Source organism: Rhodospirillum sp. A1_3_36, from assembly GCF_047263945.1.
Classification (GTDB): Bacteria; Pseudomonadota; Alphaproteobacteria; order Rhodospirillales; family Rhodospirillaceae; genus Rhodospirillum.
In genome coordinates this window covers 137,413-158,201 of record NZ_JBLAVB010000005.1, presented here as the reverse complement: position 1 = coordinate 158,201, position 20,789 = coordinate 137,413, and the positions used below count along the sequence as shown (strand labels likewise).

The following is a 20,789-nucleotide window of genomic DNA, read 5'->3' as shown; positions in this document are numbered from 1 at the left end:
CGCGTTCCCCTGCGAATGAGGAGGGGTGTCACAGACAGAATGATCGACGAGCGCCATCTGACGGTTTGCATTTTTTGCGATATTGAGAGGGGGAGACCCGATAGGTTTGGACAAAGGTAGCGTTGAACTGACGAATGCTCCCGAAACCGGCCTGAAACGCGATAGTGGCGATTTTTAAGTCGCTTTCGTCCAAGAGGCGTTTGGCCCGCTGCAGTCTCACGGTTCTTGCTGTCTGTATGGGGCTGGCGCCAACATGGGTCTGGAAAAGCCTGGATAAATGCCGCTCGCCGATGCCAAGCCTGTCTGCGAGGTGTTTGACATTGCCCTCATCCAACGCGCCCTGATCGATCAGTTTCAGGGCACGCGACACCGTCGCTTGAGTGCCACTCCAGGCTGCCGAATGGGGGGCGGCTTCAGGGCGGCACCGTAAGCAGGGCCGATACCCCTCCGCCTCTGCCGCAGGTGCTGTTGGAAAATAGAGAACGTTTTTCGTCAGAGGTTGCCGGACCGGACAGATGGTGCGGCAGTAAATCCGAGATGTTTTGACACCGACGAAAAACACACCGTCAAAGTCGGGATCACGCCCCAATCTCGCCGTCTCACACGTTTGAAAGTTCAACATACAGGCGAGGTTACCCGACAAGTGAAGACTTGTCGAAAGCCCTTTCGATTTCCATGTCCGAAAACCGCCAGAAAATTCGTTCCGTACATGCGAATAGGCTAGATCAAACCGCCTTAAATCGGAATCGATTTAAGGCGGGTAATTTGATCTAGATTCAACAGGTTGAGCATCGAGTGGATCGGAAAACCGGTGCTCACTTTTCCGCTCGATGCTCTAGAGTGAAATGGGATCAGCTTGGAACAAGCTGGCCCCATTTCACTCTAGTAACGCCTATTGGCATGACCTTGTGGAGCCCGACCAATGAATTTGTCTCGTACTGAAAATCTGGCGATGCTGGTTGCCGCACTCTCGGGGGTTGCCTGGGGGCTCTTCTGGATTCCTTTGCGGGCGCTTGACGATGCCGGGATTACCGGTGTCTGGGCTGTCGTTCTCTTCTATGTCTTACCAACACTTCTGCTCCTGCCCCTCATCGTTGTGCGCCGACGCCGATTCATTGCGGGGGGATGGCCCCTGCATTGTGCGGGACTGCTCTCGGGCGTGGCCCTTGCCTGCTATGCGGGCGCGCTCGTCTTCACCGACGTGGTGCGCGCCTTGCTGTTTTTCTACCTCACACCGATTTGGAGCACGCTACTGGAGCGTCTTGTGCTGGGTGAACCCATCACAGCGCGCCGGTGGGGTATGATCGGTTTGGGGTTGATCGGGCTCTTGTTGATCTTAAAGATCGATACAGGGTTCAGCGGGGGTCCCAACCTGGGGGACTGGATGGGGGCCATTGCCGGGATCGTCTGGGCCATGGCGGCGGTTTGCATGAAGTCCGACGAGAGCGGCAATGGGATCGACTTCACCCTGTCCTATTTTGTATGGGGAAGTGTCGCGGCCCTCCTGCTGGCTGTTCTGCCCCTTGAGGGGCAGACTTCGGCTCCCGATTGGGAAACGATTGGCGATGTCCTCCCCTGGATTCTGCCGGTGGTTCTGTTCTTGGTCATTCCTCCCGCGATTGGCATTATGTGGGGGGCGACGGTGCTGAGCCCTGGTCTTCTTGCCATTCTGTTCATGACAGAGATCAGCGCGGGTACGGTGACGGCAGCACTCTGGGCCGACGAACCGTTTGGCGTCAGGGAAGTGTCAGGCGTGATCTTGATCACCGCAGCGGGAATTCTGGAACCGCTTCTCCTGATGTGTCGACGTGACCCTTGACGGAGCAGCCAACCTTCGCCGTTGCGTGACTTGCGTTCGTTGCCTGTCCTCACCCTGGAGTCCCGCCTGCGCGGGAATGACGACGACGCTATTGAAACAAGGGGAGTCCTTTCGGGTTGGCTCTAACCCTCCAACCCAGCCACCCAGCGTTCGAGGATGGCGTGGACGGCCTCTGGCCGTTCGATGGGGGCGAAATGGCCGGCGTTCTCGACGATTTCCAGCGTTGCGCCGGGGGTCGCTTCGGCCATTTCGGTGTGCTGCTCCGGTGGGCTCCAGGCGTCCTGGCGGCCAACGATCAGCACCACCGGACAGGTCAGGGTCGGCAGCACCGGCGCGGCGTCGGGCCGGGTCAAGAGGGCCTGGATTTGGCGGGCGTGGATCTCCGGGGTCATCCGTTTGACCATCCGGGTGAGCGCTCCCATGAGATCACCGTCCTTATGGCGGCCTGGGTGGACCATGGGGGGAAGCCAGGCCTCGGCGACGGCGGCCATGCCCTTTTCCCGGCCCAGGGCGGTCAGGGCATGGCGGGGACCCTCCTCGCCGGGTTTGGCGGGGTGGATGCCCGTATCGAGCAGGGCCATGCCGACGATCCGCTCGGGGGCTTGGCGGGCCATCTCCAATGCCACCCGCCCCCCCATGGAATGGCCGATCACGGCCAGGGGACCCGGATGGGAGTCGAGCATGTCCTTGGCCATGGCTTCGATGGAGTCCTGGGTGGTCAGGTCTCCGACGACGGTCGGCAGGGGGGCAGTCAGGTCTTCCAGGATCACTTTCCAGACCACAGCATCGGACAGCAGGCCAGGCAGAAATAACAGGGTCGCGGGCATGGACGGGGACTCCCTTTGTGTGATCCCATGGGGTGAACGCGCAGTATCCGGGGGAGGGCGGTGATCATAGCAGCCGCAGCCGATCCGGCAACGCAGACCTTTTCCTGCGGGAAGGGGCCTCTGTAAAAATGGAGAAGTCGGCATGTTCCTTGTCTGCGGTGAAGCCTTATTCGATGTCTTCGTTGTCGAGGACCGGCCCGATGGTCTGACCCTGGACGCCCGCCCGGGAGGATCCCCCTTCAACGTGGCCATTGGGCTGGCCCGGCTCGGTTGGCCGGTTCAGGGTCTCATGGGGTTGTCTGCGGACTTCTTCGGGGATCGCCTGCGGGCGGTTCTGGCCAGGGAGGGGGTTGGAACCGTTCCCTTGCCCGATCGGCGGGCCCCCACCAATCTTGCCGTGGTGCGTCTGGATGACCGGGGCGTGCCAACCTATGCCTTCGGTGTGTCGGAAACGGCGGATCGGGCCATCCGCCCCGAGGATCTTCCGGACCTGCCCGAGGCGATCCAGGCCATCCATATGGGGTCCATCAACACGGCCATGGAACCAGTTGCCACCGCCCTTTTGGCCCTGGCCCAACGGGAAACCGGCCGCCGCTTCCTCGCCTATGACCCCAATGTCCGCCTGACCGTGGAGCCCGACCAGGAGGTTTGGCGACGGAGCCTGGCCTCTCTGGTGTCTTTGGTGGATCTGTTGAAAATCTCCAGTGAAGATCTGGCGTTGCTCTATCCCGGTCGCGACTTGGAAGACGCCGCCCGCTCTTGGCTGGACCAGGGTCCTGGCTTGGTGGTGATCACCGATGGGGAGAACGGCGCCCAGGCCTGGACCGCGGAGCACCACCTGTCCTTGCCCTGCCATGCGGGACCCGTGGTCGACACGGTGGGGGCGGGGGATACCTTCCAGGCGGGTCTGCTGGCGGCCCTGGCCGAAATGGGGCATTTGTCGCGGAAGGGGCTCAAAGCGCTGGATCGGGAGCGCTTGGCTGCGGTCCTGGATTTCGCTGCCCGGGCGGCGGCGGTGACCTGCTCCCGCCGGGGGGCAGATCCGCCGCAACGGACTGAGTTGCCGATTATTCCATGAATGGGGGTCCGGGGCCTCAGGCCCCGGCGGGGGGCGGGGCAGAGCCCTGCACGGGGTTCATTCGCTTCCGATTTCAGGCGATTTGATCTGGTCGACGGGTCCCTGCAAGGTCAGAATGGGGCGAGGTACCATTTTTTGGATAGGGCCAAATGGGCAGGACGAAGGGAACCGGGGGAACCCGGCTGGATGATGCGGCGCGGGCTGGGTGGCTGTACTATATTGGGCGCAATACGCAGGAGGAGATCGCCGAAAAGCTGGGGATTTCCCGGCAGGCGGCGCAGCGGCTTGTCTCGCTCGCCGTCTCCGAGGGGTTGGTGCGTTTCCGCCTGGACCATCCCATTGCCCATTGCCTGGACCTGTCGGCCCGTCTGACGGATCGCTTCGGCTTGACAGCTTGCGAGGTGGTGCCCTCTGATCCCACCTCGGAGTCCACCACTTTGGGGCTTGCAGAGGCTGCCTCTGCCACCTTGGAACGGGCTTTGCTTGATCCGGAGACGCGGATCATCGCCATTGGCAGTGGTCGGACCTTGAAAGCGGCCATCGAATGCCTGCCGCCCATCGAGGTCCCGGACACCAAGGTTGTTTCCCTGACCGGCAATATTGCCCCCAACGGGTCTGCGGCGCTCTATAGCGCCATTTTCACCATGGCCGACCGGGTCAAGGCGGAGCACTACCTGATGCCCGCTCCGGTGGTTGCGTCCTCGGTTGCCGAACGGGATAGCCTGCACCAACAGTCCATCATCCAGCGCAGCTTCACCCTGGCCAAGCAGGCGAATGTGGTCTTTGTCGGTTTGGGGGACCTGGGACCCCAGGCGCCTTTGCTGGTGGATGGCTTCATCGACGAGGGCGAACTGGATGCCCTGCGCAAGGCCGGAGCCGTGGGCGAGATCCTGGGCTGGGCCTTCAATGCTGACGGCGATTTGGTCGATGCGGCGACCAACCGGCGAGTCGCCTCGGTTCCCCTGGAATGGGGACCGGAAACGCTGGTAACCGTCCTGGCCATGGGGCGGCGCAAACTCCCCGGAATGCGGGCTGTCCTGCGCAAGGGATGGGTCGGGGGGCTGGTCACCGATGAATGGACCGCCGAAGCACTCCTGAAAGCCTGAACTGCAACCCACGGAAGTGTCTGCCAGAATTCCCCTTGGGTCCTTAGAGCATGTTGCGTGAATCACATTTCACGCAACATGCTCTAAGGACCCAATCCAAAAGTCATGCCGTGAAATTAAAGGTTACCGTCATGCCCGTGAAAACGGGCATCCAGGGTTGATTTCGGTGCCGGTGCTCAAATGCACTGACGTCGCGGGATTTGCTTCCCTTGCCTGCTCCCACCCTGGATTCCCGCGTGCGCGGGAATGACGACCAAGTGGTTGAAAGAATGAGAGTCATTTCGGGTTGGGCTCTAAGGAAAGGGATCCTGCTGTCTTTTTCCCGTAAACAATACCCTGGCTATTTGGTCAAGAACCTCGCGTTTGTGGTGCGCCGCAGCGACGAAGAGTCTTGACTTGATTCTCAGAAAAGTGGGTAATTGCCCGACAACGAGGCAAAAGCCCGGTTAAAATGTTTCTGGGAGGAAAAAATCATGAAACTTTCCAAGCTTCTTCTTGGAGCCTGTTCGGCTATCGCTCTGTCCTATCCGGCGATGGCGGACACCACCTTGACCATCGCGACGGTGAACAACGGCGATATGATCCGGATGCAAAAACTGACCGGACCGTTCACCGAAGCCCATCCGGACATCAAACTGGAGTGGGTGACCATGGAGGAGAATGTGCTCCGCCAGAAGGTCACAACGGATATTGCCACCAAGGGTGGCCAATACGACATCATGACCATCGGCAACTACGAGGTGCCGATCTGGGCCAAACAGGGCTGGCTGCTTCCCCTGGATGACCTGGGCGCTGACTACGATGTCGACGACCTGCTGCCCGCCATCCGCTCGGGCCTGACCTACGAGGACAAGCTGTACGCCGCCCCCTTCTATGGGGAGAGCTCGATGGTCATGTACCGCACGGACCTGTTCGAGAAAGCCGGATTGACCATGCCGGAGGGACCCACCTGGGAGTTCATTGGCGAGGCTGCCCGGAAGATTACCGACAAGGACAACGAGATCTACGGCATTTGCCTGCGCGGCAAGGCGGGTTGGGGCGAGAACATGGCCCTGATCACCACCATGGCCAATTCCATGGGTGCCCGCTGGTTCGATATGGACTGGAACCCCCAGTTTGACCAACCGGCTTGGAAGAACACCCTGAAGTACTATGTGGACCTGATGACTGACGCTGGTCCTCCGGGCGCTTCCTCCAACGGCTTTAACGAGAATCTGGCCCTGTTCCAAACGGGGAAATGTGGCATGTGGATTGATGCCACCGTTGCCGCCTCCTTTGTGACCAATCCCAAGGACTCCACGGTTGCCGACAAGGTTGGCTTCGCGCTGTCCCCCGATGCAGGGTTGGGCAAGCGGGGAAGCTGGCTATGGTCCTGGAACCTGGGCATTCCCGCAGGCTCGACGAAGGCGGAGGCCGCCAAAGCGTTCATCGGTTGGGCTACCAGCAAGGCCTATACCGAATTGGTCGCCGAGAAGGAAGGTTGGGCCAACGTGCCCCCGGGGACCCGGACCTCGCTTTATGAAAACCCGACCTACCTGAAGGACGCGCCCTTTGCGGCCATGACCCTGCGGTCCATCAATGCTGCGGATCCCAAGGCGTCGACCGTGGATCCGGTGCCCTATACCGGTGGGCAGTTTGTCGCGATTCCGGAATTCCAGGGGATCGGGACGGCGGTTGGCCAGCAGTTCTCTGCGGCCTTGGCCGGTCAGACGAGCGTGAATCAGGCCCTGGAAAACGCCCAACGGATCACCGAACGGGAAATGGAGAAGGGCGGTTACATCAAGTAATCGGGTGACCTTTTCGCAGGAGGGTGAGCGGGGAACGATGGCTTCCATCTTTTCCGCCCCCCGCCCCGTTTTGGGGCCGGACCCCTCCCACTTGGCGGGCCGCGTGACGCTCTCTCCTGGCGCGGCCCGCCCTTTCTCTTCCCTTCGAGATCCCATCGTTGGACCTTGGCGTCCGGCGAGGAGGAGGCATCCGTGGCGACCTTGCACACCAAATCCACCGCCCGGGCGATGATGTCCCCCAGCGTCATACTCCTGTTTTGCTGGATGGCTGTCCCCCTGGCCATGACCCTCTATTTCTCCTTCCTGCGGTATAACTTGCTGATGCCGGGCATGGAGGAATGGGCGGGATTTTTTAATTACAAATACTTTCTGACCGATCCGGCCTTCTTTTCTGCCCTGTTCAATACCTTGATCCTGGTGGGCAGTGTCTTGGTGATCAGTGTGGGAGGCGGGCTGTTGATGGCCCTGCTGCTCGATCAACCGGTCTTCGGCCAGGGCATTGTCCGGGTTTTGGTGATCTCACCCTTCCTGATCATGCCCACGGTTTCGGCGCTGGTCTGGAAGAACATGATGATGCACCCGGTCTACGGCCTGTTCGCCTGGCTCGCCAATGCTGTCGGATTGGACCCCATCGACTGGCTGTCCTCGGCGCCCTTGACCTCGATCATCATGATCGTGTCCTGGCAATGGTTACCCTTCGCCACCCTGATCCTGCTGACAGCCCTCCAATCCCTGGACGAGGACCAAATGGAGGCGGCGGAGATGGATGGGGCGAGCTTGTGGTGGCGCTTCTATTTCATTGTCCTGCCCCACCTGGGTCGGGCCATCACGGTCGTCATCCTGATCGAGACCATCTTCCTGCTCAGTGTCTTCGCCGAGATCCTGGTCACCACCTCCGGCGGGCCGGGTTATGCAAGTACCAATATCACCTACCTGATCTATACCCAAGCCCTGCTTCAATTCGACGTGGGAGGGGCCTCCGCTGGCGGCATCGTCGCGGTGATCCTGGCAAATATCGTTGCCTTTTTCCTCATTCGCCTCATCGGCAAGAACCTGGAGGGCTGACCCATGGCACGCACCGTTTCCACAAGGCGGCGGGTGGCCTTCACGGCCCTGGCTTGGACCGTTGCCCTCGCCCTGTTCTTCCCGATCCTCTGGACCTTCCTGACCAGCTTCAAGTCCGAGGGGGCGGCCATCGCCTCGCCCCCCTCCTTCCTGTTCTTTGATTGGACGCTGGAGAACTATCAGGAAGTTCAAGAGCGGTCGAATTACTTTCACCACATGTGGAATTCCGTGGTGATTTCCTTCGGCTCCACATTCCTGGGACTGCTGATCGCCGTTCCCGCAGCCTGGGCCATGGCCTTTTCGCCGACCAAAAACACCAAGAACATCCTGATGTGGATGCTGTCGACCAAGATGTTGCCGCCGGTCGGCGTGCTGGTTCCCATCTACCTGCTGTTCCGGGATTGGGCGTTGCTCGACACCCTGACGGGGTTGGTGCTGGTGCTGACCATGGTCAACCTGCCGATCATCGTCTGGATGCTCTATACCTATTTCAAGGAAATCCCTGTCGACATCCTGGAGGCCTCCCGCATGGATGGCGCCTCCCTTGGGCAGGAGATCCTCTATGTCCTGACACCTATGGCCGTGCCCGGCATCGCCTCCACCTGTCTGTTGAACGTGATCCTGGCCTGGAACGAAGCCTTCTGGACCTTGAACCTGACCGCAGCCAAGGCGGCGCCCCTGACGGCCTTCATCGCCTCCTATTCCAGTCCCGAGGGCTTGTTCTGGGCCAAGCTGTCTGCGGCCTCGACCATGGCGATTGCGCCCATTCTCATCCTTGGCTGGTTCTCGCAGAGGCAGCTTGTTCGCGGCCTGACCTTCGGTGCCGTCAAATAGCGATCGCCGTCGCTTGTTCCTTAAACAGCGACCTCCGTCGCGAAAGAAAAAGACCCTCTCGGGAGAGACCCCATGTGCAACATCCGGCTTGAAAATGTGACCAAGGTATTTGGCGAACTCGCCGTCATTCCAGGCATCGACCTACAAATCGACGACGGAGAGTTCGTGGTCTTTGTCGGCCCGTCGGGCTGCGGCAAATCCACCCTGCTGCGGCTGATCGCCGGGTTGGAGGACATCTCTGGCGGGGCCATTCTGCTGAATGGCGAGGATGTGTCCAGCCTGCCCCCGGCCAAGCGGGGGTTGTCCATGGTCTTCCAGTCTTACGCCCTCTATCCGCATATGACCGTTTACGGCAACATCGCCTTTCCGCTCAAAATGGCGGGCATGGACAAGGAGGAGATCGACAAGAAGGTGTTGGCGGCGGCCAAGGTTCTGAATCTGACGGAATACCTGAAGCGCAAGCCCCGCAACTTGTCGGGCGGTCAGCGCCAGCGGGTGGCCATCGGTCGGGCCATTGTGCGGGAGCCTGCGGCCTTCTTGTTCGACGAACCACTGTCCAACCTGGACGCCGCCCTGCGGGTGAATATGCGTCTGGAGATTACCGAGCTTCACCAACAGCTTGGCACCACCATGGTCTATGTGACCCACGACCAGGTGGAGGCCATGACCATGGCCGATAAAATTGTCGTTTTGAATCGGGGCAACGTGGAACAGGTGGGCTCGCCCTTGGATCTGTACCGGGATCCGGCCAACCAGTTCGTTGCGGGCTTCATCGGCTCACCCCGCATGAACTTCGTCGACGGAGGAAATGCGGCAAGCATGGGCGCCACCACCATTGGGATCCGCCCGGAACATATCCGGATCGACCGGGAAACGGGCCTGTGGAAAGGGGTGATCGGGGTCTCCGAGCACTTGGGGTCGGACACGTTTCTGCATGTCCATGTGGAGGATGTGGGGACCATCACCGCCCGGGCCGGAGGGGAATGGGCCCTGCGGCATGGGGAGACTGTTTTCCTTACTCCGGAGCCGGACAAGGTTCACCGCTTCGATGAGTCCGGGCGCTCCATGGCGCGCGCAAGGATACCGGATGTGGAGACCCTTCCCCCGAGCCTTCGGGCGGGCCCGACCTCGGGAGCGCCCCTTCAATGAAACGGCTGGCGGGAAAGGTGGCCTTGGTGACCGGCGGCGCGCGGGGGATCGGGCGCGCCTTCGCCGAGGCCTTCCTGGAGGAAGGAGCTTGGGTGGCCCTCGGTGATGTGAACCTGGAACAGGCGGAAGAGACGGCTCGGGACCTCGGGCCCGATTGCCTTGCGGTGTCCCTGGACGTGTCGGATCCGCTCTCCATCGATGGGGCCTTTGAACAGGTGACGGCGGCCTACGGGGGTCTCGACATCCTGGTCAACAATGCCGCGATTTTCGACATGGCGCCCCTGACCGAAATCACCCGGGAGAGTTACGAGCGCGTCTTCTCGATCAATGTGGCGGGGGTGCTGTTCTGTATGCAGGCGGCGGCCCGGGTGATGATTCCCCAGGGCCGGGGCGGTCGGATCATCAATATGGCGAGCCAAGCCGGACGCCGGGGGGAGGCCCTGGTGGCAGTCTATTGTGCATCGAAGGCCGCCGTCATCAGCCTGACCCAATCGGCGGCCCTGAACCTCATTCCCCATGGCATCAACGTCAACGCCATCGCCCCTGGGGTGGTGGACGGGGCGCATTGGGACGGGGTGGATGCCCTGTTCGCGAAATATGAAAACCGACCCATCGGCGAGAAAAGACGGTTGGTCGGAGAGGCCGTGCCCCATGGCCGCATGGGGCGGGCCGAAGATCTGACAGGCATGGCCGTGTACCTGGCCAGCGCCGACGGCGATTACGTCGTGGGCCAGACCTTCAATGTCGACGGCGGTAATGTCTTGAGTTGAGAAGGGGACGGAACATGTATCTCGAACGTTTGAAAATAGAGGGGCGGGTTGCTGTGGTGACCGGTGGGGGACAGGGCATTGGCGCAGCCTGTTCGGAAGCCCTGGCGGAGGCGGGAGCCACTGTTATTGTCGCTGATATGAAGGAAGACCGGGCCCAAGCCGTGGCCAAGGCCCTCACCGACAAAGGCTTTCAGGCTCATGCCGCCGTGCTGGATGTGACGGACTCGGCTCAGGTGGATGCCGTCGCCGCCCAGGTTCTGAAGGACCAGGGCCGGATCGATATTCTGGTGAACAACGCGGGCGTGGCCATCAGCAATGTCCCGGCGGAGGAGACCAGCGACGACCATTGGCGCTTCCATATGAATGTGAATGTGGACGGACTGTTCTGGTGCTGTCGGGCCTTTGGCAAGATCATGCTGGGGCAGGGCGCTGGGTCTATTGTCAATATCGGCTCGATGTCTGGCTTGATCGTCAACAAGCCGCAGCCCCAATCCTTCTACAATGCCTCCAAAGCGGCAGTGCACCAACTGACCCGGTCACTGGCTGCGGAATGGGGGGCTCGGGGGGTTCGGGTCAATGCCGTGGCACCGACCTATATCGAAACGCCCTTGACCGCCTTCGGCATCGAGGAAAACCCCGAGATGTACAAGGTCTGGGTGGAGATGACACCCATGGGGCGGGTCGGTCAGCCGGAGGAAGTCGCTTCCGTTGTCCATTTCCTGGCCTCCGATGCGGCCAGCCTCATGACCGGGGCGATCGTCTCCACTGATGCCGGATATACCTGCTGGTAGGGGAGGGGAACAACCATGGGAGAGAGACACCGACCCGCAGCCCGTCGTGCCATTGATTTGCTGTTGTTCGACTGTGATGGGGTGCTGGTGGACAGCGAACCGATCGCGGCCCGGGTGTTGCTTGAGTCCGTCGCCGAACGGGGCGTGGCCATCGACCCCGGCGAGGCCAACGACCGCTTCCTTGGACGCAGCATGGCTGCCATCACCGGCATCCTGAGGGATGACTATGGCTGTACCTTCGGCGAGGAGGGGCTCGCGGCCATGCGGGAACGGCTTTTCACCGCGTTCCGGGCTGACCTGAAACCGACCCCGGGCGTTGTCGGCGCTTTGGAGCGTTTGACGGTGCCCCATTGCGTTGCCTCCTCCAGCCAGGTGGAGCGGATCCGTTTGGCCCTGTCGGTCACCGGCCTCCTGCCCCATTTCGAGGGTCGGATCTTTTCTGCCACCATGGTCCGGAACGGCAAGCCCGCTCCGGACCTGTTTCTTTATGCCGCTGCGGAAATGGGCGTACCCGCAGAGCGCTGTCTGGTCATTGAGGATAGCCCGGCGGGGGTGACCGCAGCCCATCGGGCGGGGATGCGGGTGTTTGGATATTGGGGAGGGAGCCACGCATCCAACGCGCGCCATCGGGAAGCCTTGGAAGCGGTGGCGCCCTTCGCTACATTCAATAATATGGATGATCTGATTGATCTTGTTGGCGGATTGGACGGTCCGTCGCATAAGGTCCAGAGATAGGCGGTAAAACAAAGATCGCGCCGGTCGGATCCGATCCGCCGCGAAGGAGAGGGGACATGCGGACCTACGTGATTGGCGTGGATGTGGGGACGGGCAGCGCTCGGGCGGGCGTACTCGATACCACGGGTGCCCTGCTTGGGCGGGCGGAGCATCCCATCGAGATGCGCCAGCCAGAGCCAAACCATGCGGAATACCAATCCGAGGGCATTTGGGAGGCCGTGGGCAAGGCCGTCCAGGGGGCTCTCGCCGAAGCGGGGACACCGCCCGAGGCGGTGGTTGGGATCAGTTTCGATGCCACCTGTTCCCTGGTCGTTCGCGACCGGAACAGCGTCCCCTTCCCCGTGGGGCGGGATGGGGCTCCGGGCTGGGATACCATTGTCTGGATGGACCATCGCGCCCTGGCCGAAGCCCGGGAATGCACGGAAACGGAGCATCGGGTGCTCGGCTACGTGGGCGGGGTGATGTCCCCGGAAATGGAAATTCCCAAGCTGATGTGGCTCAAGCGCCACTATCCGGAGCGCTGGCCGAATGCGGGTTATTTCTTCGATCTGGCCGATTTCCTGACCTGGAAGGCCTCGGGCTCGCTCGCCCGGTCCCAATGCACCCTGACCTGCAAATGGACCTATCTGGCCCATGAGGATCCGGGCTGGCAGCGGGATTTCCTGGAGGTCGTGGGTCTGTCTGACCTGTTGGAGCGGGGCAACCTTCCCGACCGGGCCACGCCGATCGGCGACGACCTCGGCCCGCTGTCGGAGGAGGCAGCGGCCCATTTGGGCCTGACCACCGCCTGCCGGGTGGGGGCGGGGTTGATCGATGCCCATGCGGGGACCCTTGGCGTGCTCGGGGCGATCGCAGCCGAGCCTTCCGTTGATCACCATTTGGCATTGATCGCCGGGACATCAAGCTGCGTCATGGCCCTCTCGCCCGAGGCCCGGCCCACAAGGGGGGTCTGGGGGCCCTATTTTGGCGCCGTTGTGCCGGGATGTTGGCTGAATGAAGGGGGACAGTCGGCTACGGGGGCGTTGCTCGACCATATTATTCGGCTCCATGGGGCCGGGGGAGAGCCCACCGGTGCCATGCATGGCAAGATCTGTGACCGTTTGGCCGAACTGCGTGCGGTGGAGGGGGCGGATTTTGGCGCACGCTTGCATGTTCTGCCCGACTTCCACGGTAACCGCTCGCCCCTGGCCGATCCCCTGGCCCTGGGCGTGATCAGTGGCTTGGACATGGATAGCTCCTTTGACAGCCTCTGCCGCCTCTATTGGCGCACGGCCGTGGCTATTGCCCTGGGGGTTCGCCATATCCTGGAGGCCTTGAACGAGCGGGGCTATGGTATCGATACCCTGCATGTGACCGGGGGCCACCTGAAGAACCCCGTGTTGATGGAGCTTTATGCCGACGCGACCGGTTGCACGGTTGTGGTCGCCCGAACCGAAGACGCGGTCTTGCTGGGGACGGGGATGGTGGCGGCCAAGGCAGCAGGACTCCACGATAGTCTCGCCTTGACCGCTGCGGCTATGCGGCAGGGGGAAGATATTCGCGCCCCCAATCCGGCGGCTCGGGCCCGGTTCGACAAGGATTACGCGATTTTCATCGAGATGCACGCGCATAGGAAAGCGTTGGACGCCCTGTCCGCAGGATAAGTCTGCCCAATGCGGGAGGATGTCTTGTCCTTGTCAACCAGTTTAGCCAAACTGCGTCATCACATGGTTTGGGAGGCGGGTTGAGGGGTATGGTGTCTGGTATGTATGATCGGGAGTGGGATCTTCAAAAGGCAACGGCGGAATTGTTGGATGGGGGTTCCGCCGATCCCGAAGCGTTGCGTGACGCGCTGGACCGGTTGAATAGTGAATTTGGTCGCCTCATTGAACAGGGCGAGGAACAGGTCGCCCAACGCACCAAGGAGTTGGCTGCGGAGAAATCCAAACTGGCCTCATTGGTGGAGCAGGGCATCGCCTTATCTGCGGAACGGGATTTGGGGGCGCTGTTGGGGCGGATTCTGTCCTCCGCCATGGGGCTGACCCATGCGGATGGGGGAACCCTTTACCTGCGTACGCCGGAAAATACGCTTCGTTTTGCCATCATCCACAATGGTACGCTGAATGTGCATATGGGGGAGGGGGAAGAGGCGGATATCTCCTTCCCCGACGTGCCCCTTACCCTTGCCGATGGCGCGCCTAATCACCGGAACGTTGTCAGTCAGGCGGTTCTTCGCGAACGGACCATCAATATTCCAGATGCCTATGACGACAGTGAATTCGACTTTTCGGGGACCCGGGAATTTGACGAACGGGTGGGATACCGCTCGACCTCCTTTCTTACTGTCCCCCTGAAACCTCGGGGAGGGGAGGTGATCGGTGCCTTGCAGTTGATCAATTCCCTCAACCAGGAGACCGGAGAGGTCGTTCCCTTTTCGCCGGAGCTCACGGGGTTCGTGGAGGCCGTCGCTTCCCTGGGGGCGACGGCGATCGCCAATCGGGACCTGATGGAGGCCCAAAAGGATTTGCTGGATGGCTTTATCAAGTTGATCGCTGGGGCCATCGACGCCAAATCCCCCTATACGGGGGGGCATTGCGAACGGGTGCCTGTGCTCGCCGAAATGCTGGCGCGGGCCGCAACCGCCGCCGAAGAAGGGCCCTTTGGCGAGTTCGCCTTCACCACCGAGGAGGAATGGGGCGAATTCCACATTGCCGCGTGGCTGCATGATTGCGGTAAGGTAACCACGCCGGAATTTGTTGTCGACAAAGCCACCAAGCTGGAAACCATCTACAACCGGATCCACGAGATCCGCATGCGTTTCGAAGTCCTGATCCGGGACGAGGAGATTTTCGCCCTGCGCAAGCTGCTGGCCGGAAACCACTCCACCGGTGAGGTCATGGACTCCCTGGAGCGTCGGAAGCAGATGTTGGCGGACGATTTCGCCTTCGTTGCCGAATGCAATGTGGGGGCGGAATTCCTGTCCGATGACAAGGTGGATCGCCTCAAACAGATCAGCGCGCGCACCTGGGTCCGCACGCTCGACGACCGTCTCGGCCTCTCCCACCTGGAAGAAGCCCGCAAGCGTGCCGCCGATCCCGATCCCCCCCCCTTGCCAGTGGAGGAAAAGCTCCTCGCCGATAAACCTGAACATCGGATCACACGTCCAGAGAGTCAGCGCGAAGCGCCCTTCGGGGACAACCCCCATGGGTTCCGCATGGATGTTCCCGAGTATGAATATGACTTCGGCGAACTGCATAACCTCTGTATTCGGGCCGGGACGCTGTCGCCGGAGGAGCGCTTCAAGATCAATGATCACATCATCCAGACCATTGGCATGCTCGGGAAGCTGAACTTTCCGAAGCATCTGGAACGGGTTCCGGAATATGCGGGCTCGCACCATGAGACCATGATTGGCACCGGATACCCCCGGAAGCTGTCACGCGACGATATGTCTGTTCCGGCCCGGATCATGGCCATCGCCGATATCTTCGAGGCCCTGACCGCCTCGGACCGGCCGTATAAAAAGGCCAAGACGTTGTCAGAGGCCATTCGGATCATGGGATTCATGGTGAAGGACCAGCATATCGATCCGGACCTGTTCCAACTGTTCCTGTCCCAAGGGATTCACCGGGATTACGCTGATCGTTATCTCACGCCAGAGCAGATCGACGACGTGGATCTCACCCCGTATCTGGAGGGGTGAGAGGTTGGGCGGAGGCTTATACCAAGGTGCGGTGAGTTTGGCTCACCGCACCTTGGAAGCGGCCAAGTGGCCGCCGCGCCTTATGGCGCGTAAAAGCCCGCCTGGCGTTTGAACGCAAGAAAAGCGGCCTGGGTTTCAACCCGCGCCGCTTGGTATTATGCCGCCAACCCCATCACCCCGTCCCAAATCAGCTTCAGGGCTACGAGGCCGATGAAGGCGTGGATCATCGGATAGAAAACCGCTGGCTTCATGCGCTTCACTACCCAGGCGCCGAGCCAGGTCGAGACGATGGCCAGCGGAAACATCAGCGCCGAGAGGGTCAGGTTTGTGGTGTCGAATTGCCCCAGAGCGAAATAGGGTCCCAGTTTCACCGCATTGACGATGGTGAAGAACAGAACGCTCGTGGCCGTATAGCGGCGGGGATCCATTTTCAGGGGTAAGGCGTAGATCTGGAAGGGGGGCCCTCCCGCATGGGCGACGAAGCTGGTGTATCCGGCGATGGTGCCGAGGACCCAGGCCAAGACCGGTTTGTGGCCCCGCGCCGCCTTCTCCTTGGCGCCGGGCCAGGGGATGGTGCGCAGGACGAACAGGCCCGCCAGCACACCGACAATGAGTCGCACCGCCGCTTCCGACACATGGGACGCGGTCGCCCAGCCAATCCCCACCCCTAGAACGGCGGGAGGAATCATCATCAGCAAGGTCTTGCGGTCCCACTCCCCCCGCCATGTGAGCAAACCGACCATGTCCATGACCACCAGGATGGGCAGCAGGATCGCCGCAGCCTGGACCGGCGATATGAACAGGGCCATCAGGGGAACACCGAGGATCGCCACGCCCCCTAATCCACCCTTGGAGAGCCCCACCAGGAAGACGGCCAGGGAGGTGATGGCGAGCAGGGAAAAGTCAAAGCCGAAGAGCATCTAAAACGTCCGTTGGGGAAGATGAACTCTCCCTTAGCATGCTATGCCCACCTCAGCAAATGCGGGGCAGTTGCTCTCCGGCCAGCATGTCGACACGGCGCCCTCCGCCGAATAGGGTTTTCAGGACCACCTGTTCCGGATGGGCGCTTACGGCTTGGCCAATGGCACAGGCGCCCCGGCCTTCCGGAACGCCACGCATGGCGGCCAGGGCTGCTTCAGCCTGATCGGCTGGGGCGAAGAGCACCAGAGTCCCCTCGTTGGCCAGATAGAGAGGGTCCAACCCGAGAATTTCACAGCACCCTCGCACTTCGGGCCTGAGGGGCAGGGCGGTTTCCTCCAGGTCGATGCCGCATCCGCTGGCCTGGGCGATCTCGTTGAGGGCTGAGGCCAGACCACCCCGGGTGGCGTCCCGGGCGCAACGGGTGCCCGGTGCCGCAGCCAGCACGGCCTCCATTAGGGCATTCAGGGGCGCGCAATCGCTCTCCACCGGGCTATCCAGGGCCATATCGCCCCGGGCGTTGAGGATTGCCGCCCCATGGTCGCCAAGGGTGCCGTTGACGAGGGCGACATCTCCGGGCCGCACATGGCGGGCGGCGAGGTCACGGCCCGGCGGGATGACACCGATGCCTGCTGTGGTGATGAACAGCTTGTCGGCGGCGCCCCGGTCGACGACCTTGGTGTCTCCGGTGACGATACGGACCCCGGCCCGGTCCGCCGCTCTGCGCATGGTTGCGGCCACGGTCCGCAGGATATCGACGGACAGTCCTTCTTCAATCACCATGGCGCAGGACAGCCAAAGGGCTTTGGCTCCGCCCACGGCCAGATCGTTGACCGTGCCGTTGACCGCCAAATCTCCAATGTTCCCGCCCGGGAAAAACAGGGGATCGACGACAAAGCCATCGGTGGTAAAGGCCAATCGGCCCCCCTCTGCCAAATGGGGGGAGGGGTCCAGACGGGCCTGATCCTCCATGTCGCCGGTCTCCGGATTATCGAAGGCGGTGATGAAGACATCGTCGATCAGATCGCGCATGGCCTTGCCACCACCGCCGTGGGCCATGGTGATGGTCTCGGTCTTCAACTGGCCGCCGCGACGGCGGGGAGGGCTCTGGTCGGTCATGGCTTGGCTCATAGGGTCAGGGTGTCGGCGTAAAGGTGATAGGCGGCGCAGGCGCCCTCGGAGGAGACCATGAGTGCTCCCAAGGGGGTATCGGGTGTGCATTCGGCGCCGAATTTGGGGCAGGCCCAGGGCTTGACCTTGCCTTTGACCACCTCGCCGCAGAGGCAACCCTCCATGTCCGGCAAGGCCATTTCCCGGCCCGAGGTCTTGCCCGCCCCATAGCCGACGCCAAATTTCTCCTCGGCGTCGAAGGCGGCATAGGTCGGGCGGATTTTCACGCCGGATTTGTCGATCTCCCCCAGGCCGCGCCAGTCGAAGGCATCCCGGGGGGTGTAGACATCGGCGATGGCCGCCAGGGCTGCGGGGTTGCCGTCCTTGGGGACAATGCGGGCGTATTGGTTCTCGATCTCGGCCCGGCCCTCGGCGATCTGGGTGACCACCATCAGGACGGCTTGCAACAGGTCCAGGGGTTCGAACCCGGCGACCACCAGGGGTTTGCCGTAGTCCCGGGCGATGAAGTCATAGGGCGCGGTACCGATGACCATGGAAACATGGCCCGGCCCGACGAAGCCATCCAAGGCCATATCCGGGTCGTCCAGCAGAGCCTTAATGGGCGGCGGCACGAGGATATGGTTGCAGAACAGGGAAAAGTTCGTCCGGTTCTCCCGCGCAGCCTGTTGCAGGGTCAGGGCGGTGGAGGGCATGGTGGTTTCGAAGCCCAGGCCGAAGAAGACCACCTCCTTATCCGGATGGCGGCGGGCCAGCTCCAGGGCGTCGAGGGGAGAATAGACCATGCGGATATCCGCGCCCCGGGCTTTGGCCTGCATCAGGCTGCCCCGGGTGCCGGGCACGCGCATGGCGTCGCCGAAGGTGGTGAAGATCACGTCCGGGCGCTCGGCGATGTCCAGGCAGTCGTCCACCCGGCTCATGGGCAGGACGCAGACCGGACAGCCGGGACCGTGAATGAATTCGATGGCGTCGGGCGTCAGCTTGTCCAGGCCGTAGCGGAAGATGGCATGGGTGTGCCCGCCGCAAATCTCCATGATATGCAAGGGGTGGTCTGCCGTGGCCCCGGTGCGAGAGACCTGGGTTTCGATGGCGGCGAGCAGGCTTTTAGCCTTGATCGGGTCGCGGAATTCGTCGGTGTATTTCATGGGGTTTCGCCTTCCATCATGCGGTCGGCTCCCCGTATGGCCTCGATCTCGGCCATGGCGTCTCCCAGGTCCTCCAGCGCCTTTAGGGTCGCTGCGGCTTCCTCCGGGTCGATGCGGCTCATCGCGAAGCCCACATGGACGAGCACCCATTGCCCGATGACGTCCTCCAGGGGGCCGTCTCCAGCCACGCAGGCCAGATTGACCGCCCGGCGCACGCCCGAGACGTCGACCATGCCCATCATGTTGGCCGCGTCGGTGATTTCGACCACTTGGCCGGGGATGCCTAGGCACATGGTTCGTTGCTCCTCTTCGAGTGGGCTTTCGCCCACACCCAATTGGGGACGATGTCCCCAAACCCCTCTTTTTCTTCTTCGTCATTCTCTCCCAAACAAAGGGAGGGTTTGGGAGGCATCGCCTCCCAAATGGGTTTTTTGGGGGCGATAGCCCCCAACTGCCTCACCCCGAGAGTGCTTCGTCTTCGGTCTCAACTTCGCGGAGGGGGGAGTCGATGCCGTAGCGGTCCAGCTTGGCCCGCAGGCCCACCCGGCTGAGTCCCAATTCCTCCGCCGCGCGGCTTTTGTTCCAGCGCAGGCGGGTCAGGGTTTCGCGCAGGATGCGGGCTTCCATCCGTTCCACCCGGTCCTTCAGGGTGCCCTCAATGCAGAGCACCGCTTCGGCTGCGGGATCCGTTTCTGCTCCCACCGGAGCGGCCCGCAGGATACGGGGGGCGATATCCGCCGCCGACAGGCTGTCGCCGGTGGCCATCATCAGCATGCGCAGGATTTCGTTTTCCAGTTCCCGCACGTTGCCCGGCCAGTCGTAGGCGGACAGGAAGACCAGGGCCGCCGGTTCAATGCCGTTGACCCGTTTGCCGTGGGTCGTCATGGCCGTGTCCAGGATATGTTCGGCCAACAGGGGAATGTCCTGGGGCCGTTCACGTAAGGAGGGCAGGCGCAAGGGGCTGACGGCCAGCCGGTAAAACAGGTCGTCCCGGAAGCGCCCGGCGCGGGCTTCCTCTTCCAGGTCGCGGTTGGTCGCGGCGACGATGCGGACGTTTACGGTCAGGGTCTCGTTGGAGCCGACCGGGCGGATCTCGCCCTCCTGCAGGAAGCGCAGCAGTTTGACCTGGAAGGCCGGGGAGGTGTCGCCGATCTCGTCGAGGAAGACCGTGCCGCCGTCGGCCTGTTCCAGCAGACCCATGCGGTTGGCGTGAGCCCCGGTGAAGGCGCCTTTCTTATGGCCGAAGAGTTCGGATTCCAGCAACTCGTCGGGGATGGCGCCGCAATGGACCGCGTGGAAGGGTTTGTCCGAACGCAGGGAGCCGTAATGGATGGCTCGGGCCAGCAATTCCTTGCCCGTTCCTGTCTCGCCAGTCACCAGGGCGGGGACGTCAAAGGTGGCGATCTGGGCGGCGACAGAGCAGAGGGCCTGCATGGGTGAGTCTGCGGTGCGGATGATCCGCTCGAAACCGAAGCCCCGCTTCAGGGCCTCCCGCCGGTGGGAGACCCGGCGTTCTGCCACGGGGGTAAGTTGGCGCATCTCCAAAGACAGGCGGTCGTGCTCCCGCTGGAGTTGGAACAGCCGGGCGCCGTTCCGTGCGGCCATGACCAATTGGTCCGGGTGCCAGGGCTTGGTCAGAAATTGGTAGATTCCGGCTTCGTTGATGGCACGGATGATGTCGTCGGTTTCCGTGTAACCGGTCACGATGATGCGGATGGTCTCCGGCCAGCGTTCCCGGGCCTGGGACAGAAGGGCCACCCCGGTGGTGCCGGGCATGCGCTGGTCGCAGAGGATCACCTGGATCCATTCGTCATGCAGAATCTCCAGGGCCTCTTCCGCAGAATTGGCGGTGAAGACGGTGAATTCGTCCTCCAGCGCCATCTCCATGGCATCGAGCGAGCGTTGTTCGTCGTCCACCAGCAGGACGGCGGGATTGCGCGCGGAGTTCATGGCCG

General features: G+C 62.0%; 19 protein-coding genes and 2 pseudogenes. 13 read left to right on the top strand and 8 right to left on the bottom strand.

Translation table 11 applies throughout. The features are described 5' to 3' along the window. Nucleotides 1–28: 28 nt before the first annotated feature. Nucleotides 29–250: pseudogene (locus tag ACLIRY_RS13390) on the bottom strand (helix-turn-helix domain-containing protein); the annotation flags it as partial. A 27-nt stretch (nt 251–277) separates the two neighbouring features. On the opposite strand from ACLIRY_RS13390, the gene ACLIRY_RS13385 reads away from it, so the two are divergent. After that, complete coding sequence (locus ACLIRY_RS13385; RefSeq protein ID WP_413206100.1) at nt 278–430, top strand: hypothetical protein; 153 nt, start codon at nt 278–280, stop codon at nt 428–430. Between the two features lie 42 nt (nt 431–472). On the opposite strand, the pseudogene ACLIRY_RS13380 reads toward ACLIRY_RS13385, so the two are convergent. Continuing rightward, nucleotides 473–622: pseudogene (locus ACLIRY_RS13380) on the bottom strand (Ada metal-binding domain-containing protein); the annotation flags it as partial. 300 nt (nt 623–922) lie between these two features. Here ACLIRY_RS13380 and ACLIRY_RS13375 point away from each other — a divergent pair. Continuing rightward, nucleotides 923–1,819 carry a DMT family transporter gene (locus ACLIRY_RS13375; protein WP_413205903.1) on the top strand — a complete coding sequence of 299 codons (897 nt, stop codon included), beginning with the start codon at nt 923–925 and terminating at the stop codon, nt 1,817–1,819. Nucleotides 1,820–1,941: 122 nt separating this feature from the next. Here the strand turns inward: ACLIRY_RS13375 and ACLIRY_RS13370 are convergent, their stop codons facing one another. Then, nucleotides 1,942–2,646, bottom strand: coding sequence for an alpha/beta fold hydrolase (locus ACLIRY_RS13370; RefSeq protein ID WP_413205902.1), 705 nt, complete (start codon nt 2,644–2,646; stop codon nt 1,942–1,944). Nucleotides 2,647–2,788: 142 nt separating this feature from the next. Between ACLIRY_RS13370 and ACLIRY_RS13365 the strand changes: the two genes are divergently transcribed. From ACLIRY_RS13365 to ACLIRY_RS13315, 11 genes are all read left to right on the top strand, one after another. Then, nucleotides 2,789–3,724, top strand: a complete 936-nt coding sequence (locus ACLIRY_RS13365; protein ID WP_413205901.1) for a carbohydrate kinase family protein — start codon at nt 2,789–2,791, stop codon at nt 3,722–3,724. Between the two features lie 149 nt (nt 3,725–3,873). Beyond that, a complete protein-coding gene (locus ACLIRY_RS13360; protein WP_413205900.1) occupies nt 3,874–4,830 on the top strand; it encodes a sugar-binding transcriptional regulator in 957 nt (318 codons plus the stop codon). A gap of 473 nt (nt 4,831–5,303) precedes the next feature. Continuing rightward, nucleotides 5,304–6,617, top strand: a complete 1,314-nt coding sequence (locus tag ACLIRY_RS13355) for an ABC transporter substrate-binding protein (protein ID WP_413205899.1) — start codon at nt 5,304–5,306, stop codon at nt 6,615–6,617. A 192-nt stretch (nt 6,618–6,809) separates the two neighbouring features. Beyond that, nucleotides 6,810–7,682 carry a carbohydrate ABC transporter permease gene (locus ACLIRY_RS13350; protein ID WP_413205898.1) on the top strand — a complete coding sequence of 291 codons (873 nt, stop codon included), beginning with the start codon at nt 6,810–6,812 and terminating at the stop codon, nt 7,680–7,682. 3 nt (nt 7,683–7,685) lie between these two features. Further along, nucleotides 7,686–8,516: a carbohydrate ABC transporter permease gene (locus tag ACLIRY_RS13345; RefSeq protein WP_413205897.1), complete on the top strand. Its 831-nt coding sequence runs from the start codon at nt 7,686–7,688 to the stop codon at nt 8,514–8,516. 72 nt (nt 8,517–8,588) lie between these two features. Continuing rightward, nucleotides 8,589–9,665, top strand: a complete 1,077-nt coding sequence (locus ACLIRY_RS13340; protein WP_413205896.1) for an ABC transporter ATP-binding protein — start codon at nt 8,589–8,591, stop codon at nt 9,663–9,665. Next, a complete protein-coding gene (locus tag ACLIRY_RS13335) occupies nt 9,662–10,435 on the top strand; it encodes an L-iditol 2-dehydrogenase (protein ID WP_413205895.1) in 774 nt (257 codons plus the stop codon). The genes ACLIRY_RS13340 and ACLIRY_RS13335 overlap by 4 nt, the downstream gene beginning before the upstream one ends. A 14-nt stretch (nt 10,436–10,449) precedes the next feature. Then, nucleotides 10,450–11,226 carry an SDR family NAD(P)-dependent oxidoreductase gene (locus ACLIRY_RS13330; RefSeq protein ID WP_413205894.1) on the top strand — a complete coding sequence of 259 codons (777 nt, stop codon included), beginning with the start codon at nt 10,450–10,452 and terminating at the stop codon, nt 11,224–11,226. 15 nt (nt 11,227–11,241) lie between these two features. Continuing rightward, nucleotides 11,242–11,961, top strand: a complete 720-nt coding sequence (locus tag ACLIRY_RS13325; RefSeq protein WP_413205893.1) for an HAD family hydrolase — start codon at nt 11,242–11,244, stop codon at nt 11,959–11,961. A 56-nt stretch (nt 11,962–12,017) separates the two neighbouring features. After that, nucleotides 12,018–13,604 (top strand): FGGY-family carbohydrate kinase, encoded by a 1,587-nt coding sequence (locus ACLIRY_RS13320; protein WP_413205892.1) that lies wholly within the window; start codon nt 12,018–12,020, stop codon nt 13,602–13,604. Nucleotides 13,605–13,693: 89 nt separating this feature from the next. After that, complete coding sequence (locus ACLIRY_RS13315; RefSeq protein ID WP_413205891.1) at nt 13,694–15,643, top strand: HD domain-containing phosphohydrolase; 1,950 nt, start codon at nt 13,694–13,696, stop codon at nt 15,641–15,643. 155 nt (nt 15,644–15,798) lie between these two features. Here ACLIRY_RS13315 and ACLIRY_RS13310 read toward each other — a convergent pair whose 3' ends face one another. The 5 genes from ACLIRY_RS13310 to ACLIRY_RS13290 form a co-directional block, all read right to left on the bottom strand. After that, a complete protein-coding gene (locus tag ACLIRY_RS13310) occupies nt 15,799–16,563 on the bottom strand; it encodes a sulfite exporter TauE/SafE family protein (protein WP_413205890.1) in 765 nt (254 codons plus the stop codon). Between the two features lie 52 nt (nt 16,564–16,615). Continuing rightward, nucleotides 16,616–17,680: a hydrogenase expression/formation protein HypE gene (hypE, locus tag ACLIRY_RS13305; RefSeq protein ID WP_413205889.1), complete on the bottom strand. Its 1,065-nt coding sequence runs from the start codon at nt 17,678–17,680 to the stop codon at nt 16,616–16,618. 8 nt (nt 17,681–17,688) lie between these two features. After that, nucleotides 17,689–18,834 carry a hydrogenase formation protein HypD gene (hypD, locus tag ACLIRY_RS13300; RefSeq protein ID WP_413205888.1) on the bottom strand — a complete coding sequence of 382 codons (1,146 nt, stop codon included), beginning with the start codon at nt 18,832–18,834 and terminating at the stop codon, nt 17,689–17,691. Further along, a complete protein-coding gene (locus tag ACLIRY_RS13295; RefSeq protein WP_413205887.1) occupies nt 18,831–19,127 on the bottom strand; it encodes a HypC/HybG/HupF family hydrogenase formation chaperone in 297 nt (98 codons plus the stop codon). Before ACLIRY_RS13295 ends, hypD begins: the two co-directional genes overlap by 4 nt. Before the next feature lie 163 nt (nt 19,128–19,290). Then, nucleotides 19,291–20,784: a sigma-54-dependent transcriptional regulator gene (locus ACLIRY_RS13290; RefSeq protein ID WP_413205886.1), complete on the bottom strand. Its 1,494-nt coding sequence runs from the start codon at nt 20,782–20,784 to the stop codon at nt 19,291–19,293. Between the last annotated feature and the right edge of the window lie 5 nt (nt 20,785–20,789).